We start from the raw sequence: 12,605 nt of genomic DNA on the forward strand, positions 1-12,605 counted from the left end.
GCCCTGCCGGACAGCACGCCCTGGGTCAGCACCAGCAACACGCCGAACAGCGCGAACAGGAACTGCATCATCGCATAGGTGAACAGCAGCCAGCCGCCCCAGGTCGCCGCCTGATCGAGGCCTTGGCCCGTCAGCGACTGGATCAGCGTCGGCATCACCGGCACGATCAGCCCGATGCCCGCCATGTCGATGAACACGATCGACGCCAGCACCAGCAAGTTTCGATCGATCATGCCGCCCCCGCGTCCATGGCAGCGCATCGTTCGGGCTGCATCTGCCCCCAGCATCGCCATTCCGCCGCGCAGGGCAAGGCGAATCACCGCCGGTTTCAGGCCAGGTCGTCGTGGTCCTCGCTCGCCGCTCTCGGCTTGCGACCTTGCGCGACGACATACCATTCGTTGCTGCCCTTGCGGCTGGCGGGCGGCTTGGCGTGCTTCACGGTCCTGAAATGCTGCTTGAGCAGCGTCAGCAGATCGTTGTCGGTACCCCCGGCCAGCACCTTGGCGACGAATGTGCCGCCTTCGGCCAGATGATCGACCGCGAAATGCGCCGCCGCCTCGACCAGTCCCATGGTGCGCAGATGGTCGGTCTGCTTGTGGCCGACGGTGTTGGCCGCCATGTCCGAGAGCACCAGATCGGGCGTGCCGCCCAGCGCCTCGATCAGCTTGTCCGGCGCATCATCGGCCATGAAGTCCATCTGGAATATGGTGACGCCTTCGATCGGGTCGACCGGCAGCAGATCGATCCCGACGACCGCGGCCCTGGGGTTGACCCGGCGCACCAGCTGCGACCAGCCGCCGGGCGCTATGCCCAGATCGACCACATGCCGCGCCTTGCGCACGATGGCGAATTTCTCGTCGAGCTCGATCAGCTTGTACACCGCGCGGCTGCGATAGCCCTCGGCCTTGGCCTTGCGCACATAGGGATCGTTGAGCTGGCGCTCGAGCCAGCGGTTGGACGAGGCGGTGCGCCCGCGCGCGGTCTTGACCCGCTGCTTGAGGCCATCGCCATATTTTCCGGTCGCCTTGCGCCGGCTGTCGCCGGGGATCCGGCCCCCACCCGACCCGCTGCTTCCGCCCTTGCCGCCGCCATTCTTGTCGTCGCCGCTCATGCGCGCTGCTCGTGCGCTGCACGGTTGGGATGCGGGGCGTCGCGGCCCATCAGCGCGCGCAGGATGCCCTCCCGAATGCCGCGATCGGCAACGCCCAGCCGCATCGCCGGCCAGATGTCGAGGATCGATTCGAGGATCGCGCAACCCGCCACCACCAGATCGGCGCGTTCCTTTCCGATGCACGGCAGTTCGCGCCGCTGGTTGAGGCTCATCCCCGCAAGCCGCGCGCTGATGCTGCGCATCGATTCGGACGGCACGATCAGCCCGTCGATCGCGTCGCGATTATAGCAGGGCAGGTCGAGATGCAGGCTGGCGAGCGTCGTCACCGTGCCGCTGGTGCCGAGCAGCCGCCGTTCGGCATCGGGCAGACAGGGCAGCCGCCGCGCAAAGGGCGCAAAGCCTTCCATCACGCGTTCGCGCATCCGCGTGTAGGCGGCAGCACGCGCCTCGGGATCGTCATGGTCGAATCGCTCGCTCTCGGTGAGCGTTACCACGCCCCAGGGCACGCTCATCCAGTCGAGAATGTCGGGCACCGGGCCCGAGCTGTCGACCAGCACCAATTCGGTCGATCCGCCGCCGATATCGAAGATCAGCGCCGGGCCATCGCCGGGTTCGAGCAGGATGTGGCAGCCCAGCACCGCGAGCCGCGCCTCTTCCTCGGCGGTGATGATGTCGAGCACGATTCCGGTCTCGCGCCGCACGCGCTCGATAAAGGCCGGGCCGTTGCTCGCCTTGCGACACGCCTCGGTCGCCACCGATCGCGCCAGCGCGACATGGCGGCGGCGCAGCTTGTCGGCGCAAATCGACAATGCGGCGACGGCGCGGTCCATTGCCGCATCGCTCAGCCGTCCGCTCTGCCCCAGCCCTTCGCCCAGCCGCACCACGCGCGAGAACGCATCGACCACGACAAAGCCGTCCGCCGCCGGCTTGGCGATCAGCAGCCGGCAATTGTTGGTGCCAAGGTCGATCGCGGCATAGGCGCGGCGGGCATTCCAGCCGCCGCGGTCGCTCGAAGCATTCCTGCCCGATCGGGAGTCGGCGATTCGCGGTTGCGCACCGGCAGGGGGGGTGGGGCTGCGTTCGCCCACATGGGTGACAGGCTTCTGCCTGCCTCGCTGTCTTGCCGCATTCCGGCCAGTCCTGCCGGGTTTCGCCGGATCCTTGGCCATCTTGCCGCCATCGGACGGGGCGATTGCCAGCGGGTCGGCCTGCGGCATGGAAGTGGGTCGCTCCACCATGCCAAATTGCTCTTTTTCTCATCCGGGCATGCCCACGCGGCCAAAATGTCCGCGCTTCGCCGGTACTTGAGGCCAAGGCTAGCCAATATGCGACGAATGCGCAAGCACGCCGCCGATTCGCTGCGATTTGGGTCTTGACCGCACAAGCCGACGCGCCTAATTGCGACCGCCTATTGCCCCTTCGTCTAATGGTAAGACCACGGACTCTGACTCCGTTAATCAAGGTTCGAATCCTTGGGGGGCATCCATTCTCCTGACATTGACGGGCCGATTCGCCTTGCACAGGATAGGGCGCGATTTGTGCTTTCCGGCTGAAACGAGGTGATGACGCGCCTCCCCTCCTCGACGGAACCCGTGACCGGCCTGCCGCCGGTGGTTCCGGAGCGCTGCACGCTACTGGTGCTGGGCAGCCTGCCGGGGCGCGTCTCGCTGGCGGCTTCGCGTTATTACGGGCACCCGCGCAATCATTTTTGGGCGCTGATGGAAGGGGTGATCGGCGAACCTTTGGTCGCGCTCGATTATCCGGAGCGGCTCGCGCGGCTCGGCGCGCGCGGGGTCGGGCTTTGGGACGTCATCGGCTCGGCACGGCGCGGCTCGAGCCTCGATGACGATATCCGCGAGGCCACGGTCAACCCGCTTGCCCCGCTGGTCGAGCGCCTGCCGTATCTGCGCGCGGTGGGCTGCAACGGCGCGCTTTCGGCGCGTGGCGCGATGCGGGCGCTGGCCGGGCACGACCTGCCGATCGTTGCGCTCCCCTCGAGCAGCCCGGCCTATACGCTGCCCCTCGCCGCCAAGGCCGAAGCCTGGCAGGCGCTGCGCGCTTTCATCCTGCCGCCCGGATAGGCGACGCCAGGGGTCACACGCGTGCGCGCTTGGGGCCGACGAAGAACCAGGCGATCAGGCCGAGCACCGGCAGGATGATGATCAGCAGCGTCCAGAGCAATTTGGTCGCGGTCGTCGCACCGCTCGACCAGACGCTGAACAGCGCAATCAGGTCGAGGATGAGGATGACGATGCCGAAAATGCCGTATTCCATGGGAAATCTCCTTCAATGCCGGGTCACGGGTGCATGACCACCTTGATCCACTCGTCCTGCTGATCGCGGAAATTGCGATAGCCGGTCGCCGCCTCGTCGAGGGGCAGCCGGTGGCTGATCAGGAAGCTGGGATCGATGACATCACGCTCGATGAGGTCGAGCAGTTCCGCCGTATAGCGTCGGACATGCGTCTGGCCGGTGCGCAGCTGCAGCCCCTTCTGCATCATCGCGCCCAGCGGAAACAGATCCGCCTTGCCGCCATAGACGCCGGGAACCGAGACGCGCCCGCCCTTGCGGCAGGCCATGACCGCCTGGCGCAGCACATGCGCGCGGTCCTGTCCGATGCCCACCGCCTGCTTCACCCGGTCGGCCATGTTGTCGATCGCAAAGCCGTGCGCCTCCATGCCGACCGCATCGATCACCGCATCGGGGCCGATGCCGCCGGTCATCTGCTTGAGCGCGTCGAGAATGTCGGTCTCGTGGAAATTGACCGGCTCGGCGCCCAGCTGCTCGGCCATGTCGAGTCGGCCCTTGACGCCGTCGATCGCGATGACGCGTCCGGCCTTCTGCTGGAAGGCGCTGAGGATGGTGAACAGCCCGACCGGGCCGCAGCCCCAGACCGCGATGGTGTCGCCCGGCGCGATCTCGGCGTTGAGCGCGGCCATCCAGCCGGTGGGCAGGATGTCCGAGAGGAACAGCAGCCGCTCGTCGGGAATATCCTCGGGCACGACCAAGGGCACGACGTCCGAATAGGGGATGCGGACATATTCAGCCTGGCCTCCGGCAAAGCCGCCGGTCAGGTGCGAATAGCCGAACATGCCCGCCATCGGGTGGCCAAAGGCCTTTTCGGCAACCTCCTGGTCCTCGACCGGGCAGCTGTTGTCGCAATTGCTGTAGCGCTGCTCCGAACAGTGGAAGCACTGGCCGCAGAAGATCGTGAAGGGCACGACGACGCGCTGGCCAACCTCGAGCGTGCTTTCCTTGCCCACGGCGACGACGCGGCCCATGAACTCATGGCCCAGAATGTCGTCCTTTTCGACGCCGGGAATGACGCCGTCATACAGGTGCAGGTCCGACCCGCAGATCGCGGTGGAGGTGACTTCGATGATGCAATCGCGCGGATTGACGATGGCGGGATCGGGCATCTGGCGGACGTCGATATCGCCCTTGCCCTGGAAGGTGGCAGCTCGCATGGCTTGAATTCCTCTGTCTTGCTGGATCGGCGATGCGCTGCGGCTCAGGCCGCGTCGGGGCGCATCCGGGCGGTGGCGATCTCGCCCGTCTCGATCAGCATTCTCAATCGGCGCAGATCGCGCAGCAGGCCAAGCTCGAGCGCTTCGGCCATCATCGCCTCGGTCTTCCAGGCGGAGGCGAAATGGTGCGGACGAACCGCCATGATCACCTCGACCGCGGTGCCCTTCGCGCCATTGTCGCGAAAGCGCAGCCGGCCGTGCATGTCGGCATGGCCGTCGCCCTCGGAACGCCAGGCGACCAGTTCGTCCTCGCGCTCGGCGACGATCCGGGTGAGCAACGGGCGCGAGGCCATGTCGCGCAGCTCGGACGGCGGCAGCAACAGATCGGGCTGGTTGCCTTCGGGAAAGGGCAGATATTCTAGCTCCGGCCAGAGCTGCGCATTGCCCTGCCAGCAGGCACGAATCTGCTCGGGGGTGGCGCGGATGGTGACGGTGGCACCGGTGACGCGATAATCGCCGAAGCGTCGGCGATGCCGGGCGCTGCGCGCGGGCGCGGCATCATGGTTGATGCCCGGCTTGCGGCGATAGATCAGGACCCCGCCTGCCGCAGTGGCAAGCGTGGCGGCGAGCCCGTAACGGGCCCAGTTGGCGATGGGCATGGGCGTGTGTCCCTGGTTGTGAAGTATGGTGACACGGTGCCCCTCAAGGCTCGTCGGGGGGTGGGTAAAGGCACCGTGTCGGGTTCAGGATTAGGCGGCCAGGCCGGTCGCGATCATCACATGGGTTGGTAAGTCCCGATAAAATCCGCCAAATCTGCCATCAGCTGTCACGATCCTGCGCGCGCGCCAGCGGCAGGCGCACATCGAACACCAGCCCGCCGGGCAGCGTCTGGATCGCGGTCTCGGCGTCCATCTCGTAATGCAGCGCACGCTCGACAAAGTCGCGGGCGAGGGCACCCAGGGCCTGGTCGGGATCGGCAAGATTGCGCCCCTCTTCCCTCCACACCAGCGTCAGCAGCGGCCTCGCCCCGCTAGCGTCGATCCCCCAGCGCACCCGCAGCCGTGGCGGCGGATCGCCCGGATCGCCGAATGTCACCGCGTGGCTCGCCAGTTCGTGGATTGCGAGGCCCAGCATGTTGGCGGCTTTGACCCCCAGCATGATGTCCGGCCCTTCGGCGCGGACCTGGTCCTCGTCATTGAGGTGATGGCTGAGCAGCTCGTCATGGACGAGATCGGCCAGGTTGACCTGCCCGGTGGCCGAGCGGGTCGACAGCGACTGGGTGCGCGCGAAGGTGTTGATCCGCCCGTCGAACTTGGCGACGAAATCCTCGATGGTATCGCAATGGTCCGCCGTGCGCCGCGACAGCGCCCGCACCACGCCCAGCGTGTTGCGGACGCGATGCTGCAACTCCCCCAGCAGCGACCGCTCCTGGTCGCGCAGTCGCTTGAGGTCGTCGATATCGGTCGAGGTGCCCAGCCATTCGATGATCGTGTCGTCATCGTCGAACACCGGCCCGGCGCGGGTCTTGTGCCAGTAATAGCGGTCCTCCTCGGCGTTGCGGATGCGGAACTCCACCTCGAAGCTCTGCCGGTCCGACGCGAGGCGCCAGGCTGCCTGCGCGGCCTCGCGGTCATCGGGATGCACGACATTCAGCCAGCCATCGCCGACATAATCGGGCTCGCTCTGGCCGGTGAATGCCTCCCATTGCGGGCTCGCCCACAACCACGCACCATCGCGCCCAGCCCGCCAGACGAGCAGCGGCAGCGTGACGATGAAATGGTTGAGCGTCTGGACCGGGCCGGACCAGCTAGAAGGCATGGGCATTCTCCTTGTGCGAACCTGCCGCGCCATCGGCCTCGCAGATCTTGAGATATCCGGCGTCGAACAAAGCCGTCGCCTCGAGCCGCGGCAGATCGAGCACCGTCAGGCATTTCTGCTCGAGCTGGATCACGCCTTCGCGGCGCAGGTCCTGCAGCGTGCGGTTGACATAGACCGGAGTCATGCCCAGCGCCTCGGCCAGCTCGGTCTGTGTGAGGTGGAAGCTGCACCGCTGCCCGGTCGCGAGGCCCACCGAGCGCTGGCGGTGGAACAGCTCGCACAGGATATGCGCCATGCGCTCGCGCGCGGTGCGCTGGCCCAGCGAGGTCGAGCGCTCGCGCTGGATGGCGGACGATACATGCATGTCGCACCAGAGCAGCTTTTCGAGATCGGAATGGTGCGCGCGTGCGATATCGAGGAAATCGTCGTCGAGTAGCGCGACCCGCGTCGGGGTCAGCGTGGCAATGCTGTGGTCCATCGATCGGGCGAGATGACCGTTGATATCGAAGATATCGCCGGGGATCAGCACCGAGAGGATCTGGCGGCGACCATCCTCGAGCGTCTTGTAGCGCACTGCCCAGCCCTCGATCAGCACGTGCAGCGGGCCGGTCCCTTCGCCCTGGCGCACGAGATCGACCCGCGGCGGCAGGCGGCGCACGTCGCGCCGGACCTGCTCGGCCAGCCAATCTTCCGAGGCGGTTTCCAGCTCCCCGAAACCGCGCAATTTGAGGGTGACGTGCGGCGTCAACTTCCCGGGCCTCCCATGGCGTCGTCAGGTGGAACTTACGCATGCCTCGCGGGTATGTTGCATATGCCCTTTCGATCTCCCTTCCCGGTTCAGTTATCCAGAGTGATCAATGACTTCGCTGCCCTCTGACGAAGGCCTGCTGCGCGGTTGTCGCGTGCTCGTCGTGGAAGATGATTTCCTGATTGCAGATGATTTTGCGCGGCGCCTGGCCGCTTTCGGGGCCGAGATCACGGGGCCGGCCGCCACGCTTGACGGGGCGCGCGAGCTGCTCGATGCCGCGCGCAGGATCGATATTGCGGTGCTCGACATCAATCTGCGCGGCACCCTGATCTTTCCCTTCGCCCAGCATCTTGAGGCGATGGGAATCCCCTTTCTCTTCTGCACCGGCTATGGCGAAGACCCGATTGCGAACTGCTTTCGCGAGGTCACCCGCTTCGAAAAGCCGCTGTCGCACCAGGGTTTTGCCGAGATGGTGCACATGATCGCGCGCATGATGCAGAGTTCGCGCGGAGGTCCGTTGCGCTGAAGGCCTGCATGGACTTGCCTGCGGACTTTCCTATGTAAGTTCCTCCTTCCGCCGTACCGCCTATCGCTGCCGCACCAATCTTCGAAAGGATGTGGCGATGCGGAATATGGCAATCTTGACGGCAGCCCTGCTGGTGGCGGCATGCGATGCACCCGATGGGGCACGCTCGGACACGGCAGCGGGCGATGCGGCCGGAACCCAGCAGGACGAAATGGCGACCGGTGCTGCGGATGACGCGGCCATGGCGACCACGCCGGTATCGACCGGAACCTATGTGGCGCAGGCTGCGAATTCGGACATGTACGAGATTCAGGCGGGCGAACTGGCAACGAAGAACGGCCAGTCGCAGCAGGTCAAGGATTTCGGCCGGATGATGGTCACCGACCACACCAAGTCCTCGCAGGAGATGAAGGCGATGGTGACCCGCGCGAATCTGGGCACTCAGCCCCCGGCACGGCTCGATGCCGAGCATCAGGCGATGATCGACCGGCTGAAGGCCGCCAGGGGAGAGGCATTCGACCGCGAATACATGACCCAGCAGATGGCGGCGCACCGCAAGGCGCTGGCGCTGCACCAGGGCTATGCGCAGAGCGGCGACAATGCCGAGCTCAAGGGCTTTGCCGCCAAGGTGGTCCCGGTGGTGCAGAAGCATCATGACTGGCTCGAGCAGAACGGGCAGGGGATGACCGGCACCGGCACCGCCGCAGGCGCAGCCACGGGCAACCCCAGCGGTGCGATGCAGGATGGCATGTCCGGCACCACCAGCACGGGCGGGTCGGCCAGCACCAACCGCGCGCCGCGCGCGACCGGCTCCACCACCGATCAGTAACGGCGGATAACCAGGGCGGGACCGCTCCTTCTCTCCACCTCACTGGCGGCCTTCGGGTCGCCATTTTTTTGCAGATGGAACGGGCGGCGTTCAGCCCTTGCCGCCGGCGAGCGCCAGCCGGGGCCGGTCCTCGCTCGGCTGGGGCGGCTGCAGCGCCGCAATGAAGCGCGCGCTCCACCAGCGCACGTCCTGCTTGACCACCGATGCCAGCATCGCGGCATGGCGCTCGCGGCGTTCCTCGAGCGGCATGACCAGCGCGCGCGCGATCGCATCGGCCATGTCCTCGCTGCTGTGCGGGTTGATGATTAGCGCGGCATCGAGCTGCACCGAGGCTCCGGCAAAGCGCGACAGCACCAGCACGCCGGGGTCCTCGGGGTCCTGCGCCGCGACATATTCCTTCGCGACCAGATTCATCCCGTCGCGCAAGGGGGTGACAAGGCCGACGCGCGAGGCGCGGTAGATGCCGAACAGCTCCTCGCGGGCATAGCCCTTGTTGACATAGCGCACGGGCACCCAGTCGATCGAGGCGAACTCGCCATTGATCCCGCCCGACAGCGCGTTCAGCTCGGCGCGGATCTGCTGATAGCTCGGCACGTCGCCGCGCGAGGGCGGGGCGATCTGCAGCAGGAACAGCTTCTCGCGCAATTCGGGCCGGGTGGTGAGCAGCTGCTCATAAGCCAGGAAGCGCTCCTGCAGGCCCTTGGAATAGTCAAGCCGGTCGACGCCGACGATCACCTGCCGTCCGACCGCGCTGGTGATCAGCCGCTGTTCGGCATCGCGCGCGGCGGGCGTGCCCAGCGCGGAGGTGAATTCGGCGGTGTCGAGCCCGATCGGGCAGATCAGCAGCCGGGTCGATCGTCCGTCGAGCAGCGCATGATCGCCGTCGAGCTCGGCGCCCAGATGCGTCACGATATAGTCGATGAACGACGCGCGCCATTCGTCGGTGTGGAAGCCGATCACGTCATAGCTGAGCAGGCTTTTGACCAGTTCGCGATGCCCCGGCAGCGACATCATCAGGCTGGCGGGCGGCCAGGGGGTGTGCAGGAAGAAGCCGAGCCGGTTGTCGAACCCGCGCTCGCGCAGCCGCTGGCCCAGCGGCATCAGATGATAATCGTGCACCCAGATCATGTCGTCGGGTTCGATCAGCGGCGCCACGGTCTCGGCAAAGCGCTGGTTGACGCGCGCATAGCCCCCGGCAAAGTCGCGCGCGATCTCGGTCAGGTCGAGCCGGTAATGGAACAGCGGCCACAAGGTGCGGTTGGCAAAGCCGTTATAATATTCCTCGATATCCTGCGCTTCCAGGTCGATCGTCGCGGTGGCGACCCCGTCCTGACGGCGGAAGCTGATCTGCCCGGTGAAATGGTCGGTCTGCTCGCCCGACCAGCCGAACCAGATGCCGTTGCTCTCGCGCAGGGCTGCCGACAGCGCGACCGCCAGCCCGCCGCGATTGCTGCTCGCGCCGCCATTGGCCGCCTGGACGCGGTTCGATATGCAGATCAGCCGGTTCATCGCGCGTCGCTCCAGGGCCGGGAGAGCAGGCCTGCGCACTGGATCAGCCCAACCAGCGAATAGGTTTGCGGATAATTGCCCCACAGCACCCCGGTGCTGGGGTCGATATCTTCGGACAAGAGGCCGGCGGGGGTGCGCCGGTGCAGCATCTCCTCGAACAGCGCGCGCGCGTCGCCATAGCGGCCGGTGGCGTGCAGCGCCTCGATCAGCCAGAAGGTGCAGACGTTGAACGCCGATTGCGGCGGTCCAAAATCGTCCTCGTCGGCATAGCGCAGCATATGGCTGCCGCGCCTCAACCCACCCTCGATCGCATCGAGCGTCGCGATGAAGCGCGGGTCGTCGGCGCGGATGAACTTGAGATCGAGCAGCTGCAACAGGCTGGCATCGAGCGTGCGCTCGCCGAGCACCGCCGAATAATGGTTGCCCGCATGGCTCCAGGCATGCGCGTCGATATGCGCGCGGATATGCTCGGCACGCTCGCCCCAGAACATCGCCGCCTTGGGCCGCCCAATGGCCCCGGCGGCATTGGCGAGGCGATCGCACGCCGCCCAGCACATCGCGGCGGAATAAGTATGGACATGCGCGCGGGTGCGCAGCTCCCAAAGCCCGGCATCGGGTTCGTTGAACATCGCGAAGGCGCGGTGGCCGACGACCTCGAGTGCCTCGAAATCCTGCACCGTCGCCTGGCGCAGCAGCCGCTGGTCGAAGAACGCCTGCACGCTCGACAGCACGATCTGGCCATAGGCGTCGTGCTGAATCTGCTCATAGGCCTGGTTGCCCGATCGCACCGGCCCCATGCCGGCAAAGCCGTTCAGGCCGGGCATGACGTGCTCGGTCAGGGTCGCCTCGCCGCCAATGCCGTAAAGCGGCTGGATATGCCCGCCGCGCGCCGCATCGACGATGTTGCGCAGATAGTGCAGGTACGATTCGAGCACGTCGAGCGCGCCCAGCCGGTTGAGCGCCTGGACGGTGAAATAGGCATCGCGGATCCAGCAGAAGCGATAGTCCCAGTTGCGCCCCGAATCGGCATGCTCGGGCAGCGACGTGGTCAATGCCGCGACGATCGCGCCGGTCTGCTCGTACTGGCACAGCTTGAGCGTGATTGCGGCGCGGATCACCGCCTCCTGCCATTCGAGCGGAAGGTTGAGCCCGCGCACCCAGTGCTGCCAGGTCGAGACGGTCTCGTCGAGCATCGCCTCCATCCGCGCCTCGAGCTGCGCGTCGAACCCCTCGTCGGGGCCGAAATAGAAATAGAGATCGCGTTCTGCCCTGAACATGCGCTCGTCCCTGATCCACCCCAAGGGGGCGTTCGAGGTCAATCGCTGGACTTGCTCGCCCAGGATATAGCGTATGTGATTGGAGCCCGAAGTGAGCCGGGGCGAACCCTCGCCCCAGGCATAAGCGGGTCGCAGGCGAACCGATATGCGCGGGCTGCCGCTGATCACGCGGACGATGCGCGCGATCGCGACCGGGCGGAACATCCGCCCGTGGCGCGGGAAGCGCGGCATGAAATCGATCACCTCGATGACATTGCCCGCGTCACACGACATGCGCGTCACCAGCACCGGGGTGTTGCGGATATAGCGCTGTTCGCTGTGCGCGCAATTCTCGAGCACGATATCCCAATAGCCATGATCCTGCTGGGGTTCGAGCAGCGAGCAGAAGACGGGATCGCCATCGAAGCGCGGCAGGCAGCCCCAGGCGATCCGGGCATTGGGATCGACCAGCGCCGCGATCTCGCAATTGCCGATCGGCCAGAGATTCATCGCTCCGTTCATCGCCGGGCTCATGCGACCAGCGCCGCAATGCGCCGGCGCACGCCCTCGACGCTGTCGATCCGTTCGTTGGCATGGTCGGCGGTGCGCGAGCCCACGCTGATCGCGGTCCCGCCGAGCGCGCGCGCGGCCTCGAAGGCCGGAATGTCGGTCAGGTCATCGCCGATGAACACCGGGGCGCTGCCGCGGAACCGGTCGAGCGTCATGATGTGGCGCACCGCATCGCCCTTGTCCGATCCACCGGGGCGCAGCTCGAACACCATGTCGCCCTGCTGCACGATCAGCCCGTGCGACGCCGCCTGTGTCCTCGCCCATTGTTCGGCGCGGTCGCGCAGCTGCGGCATAAGCCGGTAGTGCACGCCGAGCCCGAAGCTCTTTTCCTCGATCACGATCCCGGGAAAGTCCTCGAAATGCAGCGCCGCCTCGAACGCGAGATCGGCGAACAGCCGCGTGGGACGAGGGGCCTGGACCGCGCCGTCGACGCTCAGTTCCTGGCCATGGCTCGCCGCCACCACCCCGCCTGCCAGCGCGCCCGGCAGCAACCGGTGGAGCTGTTCGAGCGAGCGGCCGCTGACCACCGCGATCCGCCCGTCGAGCCGCCGCGCCGCATCGGCAAGCGTTTCGGCCATGGCAGCGCTCAACGCAACCGCATCGGGGGTCTCGCCGATCTCGACCAGCGTTCCGTCAAAATCGAGCAACAGCGCAAGCGGCCTGCTGTCTCCATCGGTACTGGCGGGGTCGATCGTCTGCGCAAGGCTTTCAGGCACGCGGATGCGGCTCCTTTGGGGTCCATTCATGAAGGTATGCAAGGGACACGCACCA

13 protein-coding genes, 1 tRNA gene and 1 pseudogene are annotated in these 12,605 nt (G+C 66.4%); 4 read left to right on the top strand and 11 right to left on the bottom strand.

The genetic code is table 11. The features are described from left to right. The 3 genes and pseudogenes from DM995_RS21845 to DM995_RS11515 form a co-directional block, all read right to left on the bottom strand. A pseudogene (locus DM995_RS21845) lies at positions 1–233 on the bottom strand (hypothetical protein); the annotation flags it as partial. Positions 234–328: 95 nt separating this feature from the next. Continuing rightward, the gene (locus DM995_RS11510; RefSeq protein ID WP_116969519.1) at positions 329–1,111 is read right to left on the bottom strand and encodes an RlmE family RNA methyltransferase; all 783 of its coding nucleotides are present in this window, start codon (positions 1,109–1,111) and stop codon (positions 329–331) included. Beyond that, positions 1,108–2,328, bottom strand: a complete 1,221-nt coding sequence (locus DM995_RS11515) for a Ppx/GppA phosphatase family protein (protein WP_232824341.1) — start codon at positions 2,326–2,328, stop codon at positions 1,108–1,110. The genes DM995_RS11510 and DM995_RS11515 overlap by 4 nt, the downstream gene beginning before the upstream one ends. 195 nt (positions 2,329–2,523) lie before the next feature. Here DM995_RS11515 and DM995_RS11520 point away from each other — a divergent pair. Both DM995_RS11520 and DM995_RS11525 read left to right on the top strand, forming a co-directional pair. Continuing rightward, positions 2,524–2,597 (top strand) — tRNA-Gln (locus tag DM995_RS11520). A 76-nt stretch (positions 2,598–2,673) separates the two neighbouring features. Beyond that, the gene (locus DM995_RS11525) at positions 2,674–3,192 is read left to right on the top strand and encodes a DNA-deoxyinosine glycosylase (protein ID WP_116969520.1); all 519 of its coding nucleotides are present in this window, start codon (positions 2,674–2,676) and stop codon (positions 3,190–3,192) included. A gap of 13 nt (positions 3,193–3,205) precedes the next feature. On the opposite strand, the gene DM995_RS11530 is transcribed toward DM995_RS11525, so the two are convergent. From DM995_RS11530 to DM995_RS11550, 5 genes are all read right to left on the bottom strand, one after another. After that, a complete protein-coding gene (locus tag DM995_RS11530; RefSeq protein WP_023836831.1) occupies positions 3,206–3,385 on the bottom strand; it encodes a PLDc N-terminal domain-containing protein in 180 nt (59 codons plus the stop codon). A gap of 23 nt (positions 3,386–3,408) precedes the next feature. After that, entirely contained in the window at positions 3,409–4,578 is a 1,170-nt protein-coding gene (locus DM995_RS11535) for a zinc-dependent alcohol dehydrogenase (RefSeq protein ID WP_116969521.1), read from the bottom strand. 44 nt (positions 4,579–4,622) lie between these two features. Continuing rightward, positions 4,623–5,237: an SRPBCC family protein gene (locus DM995_RS11540; protein ID WP_023836829.1), complete on the bottom strand. Its 615-nt coding sequence runs from the start codon at positions 5,235–5,237 to the stop codon at positions 4,623–4,625. A gap of 160 nt (positions 5,238–5,397) precedes the next feature. Then, positions 5,398–6,396 (bottom strand): sensor histidine kinase, encoded by a 999-nt coding sequence (locus DM995_RS11545; protein ID WP_198669333.1) that lies wholly within the window; start codon positions 6,394–6,396, stop codon positions 5,398–5,400. Next, a complete protein-coding gene (locus tag DM995_RS11550) occupies positions 6,386–7,144 on the bottom strand; it encodes a Crp/Fnr family transcriptional regulator (protein WP_198669334.1) in 759 nt (252 codons plus the stop codon). The genes DM995_RS11545 and DM995_RS11550 overlap by 11 nt, the downstream gene beginning before the upstream one ends. 109 nt (positions 7,145–7,253) lie before the next feature. Between DM995_RS11550 and DM995_RS11555 the strand changes: the two genes are divergently transcribed. Together DM995_RS11555 and DM995_RS11560 are read left to right on the top strand one after the other, a co-directional pair. After that, complete coding sequence (locus DM995_RS11555; RefSeq protein ID WP_023836826.1) at positions 7,254–7,670, top strand: response regulator; 417 nt, start codon at positions 7,254–7,256, stop codon at positions 7,668–7,670. A 115-nt stretch (positions 7,671–7,785) separates the two neighbouring features. Continuing rightward, a complete protein-coding gene (locus tag DM995_RS11560; RefSeq protein WP_232824342.1) occupies positions 7,786–8,499 on the top strand; it encodes a DUF4142 domain-containing protein in 714 nt (237 codons plus the stop codon). Between the two features lie 90 nt (positions 8,500–8,589). Here the strand turns inward: DM995_RS11560 and DM995_RS11565 are convergent, their stop codons facing one another. The 3 genes from DM995_RS11565 to otsB are packed head-to-tail and all read right to left on the bottom strand — an operon-like array spanning position 8,590 to position 12,550. Continuing rightward, positions 8,590–10,008 (bottom strand): alpha,alpha-trehalose-phosphate synthase (UDP-forming), encoded by a 1,419-nt coding sequence (locus DM995_RS11565; protein ID WP_116969524.1) that lies wholly within the window; start codon positions 10,006–10,008, stop codon positions 8,590–8,592. Further along, positions 10,005–11,786, bottom strand: coding sequence for a glycoside hydrolase family 15 protein (locus DM995_RS11570; RefSeq protein ID WP_116970432.1), 1,782 nt, complete (start codon positions 11,784–11,786; stop codon positions 10,005–10,007). The genes DM995_RS11565 and DM995_RS11570 overlap by 4 nt, the downstream gene beginning before the upstream one ends. Before the next feature lie 8 nt (positions 11,787–11,794). Continuing rightward, on the bottom strand, positions 11,795–12,550 hold the full coding sequence (gene otsB / locus DM995_RS11575; RefSeq protein ID WP_157973179.1) for a trehalose-phosphatase: 756 nt from the start codon (positions 12,548–12,550) through the stop codon (positions 11,795–11,797). Between the last annotated feature and the right edge of the window lie 55 nt (positions 12,551–12,605).

Source organism: Blastomonas sp. UPD001 (assembly GCF_003426715.1).
Lineage (GTDB): Bacteria > Pseudomonadota > Alphaproteobacteria > Sphingomonadales > Sphingomonadaceae > Blastomonas.

Coding starts and splice junctions, on each gene's coding strand:
- DM995_RS11555 (WP_023836826.1), top strand. CDS start 7,254: ATGACTTCGCTGCCCTCTGACGAAGGCCTGCTGCGCGGTTGTCGCGTG.
- DM995_RS11515 (WP_232824341.1), bottom strand. CDS start 2,328: ATGCCGCAGGCCGACCCGCTGGCAATCGCCCCGTCCGATGGCGGCAAG.
- DM995_RS11510 (WP_116969519.1), bottom strand. CDS start 1,111: ATGAGCGGCGACGACAAGAATGGCGGCGGCAAGGGCGGAAGCAGCGGG.
- DM995_RS11565 (WP_116969524.1), bottom strand. CDS start 10,008: ATGAACCGGCTGATCTGCATATCGAACCGCGTCCAGGCGGCCAATGGC.
- DM995_RS11530 (WP_023836831.1), bottom strand. CDS start 3,385: ATGGAATACGGCATTTTCGGCATCGTCATCCTCATCCTCGACCTGATT.
- DM995_RS11525 (WP_116969520.1), top strand. CDS start 2,674: ATGACGCGCCTCCCCTCCTCGACGGAACCCGTGACCGGCCTGCCGCCG.
- DM995_RS11540 (WP_023836829.1), bottom strand. CDS start 5,237: ATGCCCATCGCCAACTGGGCCCGTTACGGGCTCGCCGCCACGCTTGCC.
- DM995_RS11535 (WP_116969521.1), bottom strand. CDS start 4,578: ATGCGAGCTGCCACCTTCCAGGGCAAGGGCGATATCGACGTCCGCCAG.
- DM995_RS11570 (WP_116970432.1), bottom strand. CDS start 11,786: ATGAACGGAGCGATGAATCTCTGGCCGATCGGCAATTGCGAGATCGCG.
- DM995_RS11545 (WP_198669333.1), bottom strand. CDS start 6,396: ATGCCTTCTAGCTGGTCCGGCCCGGTCCAGACGCTCAACCATTTCATC.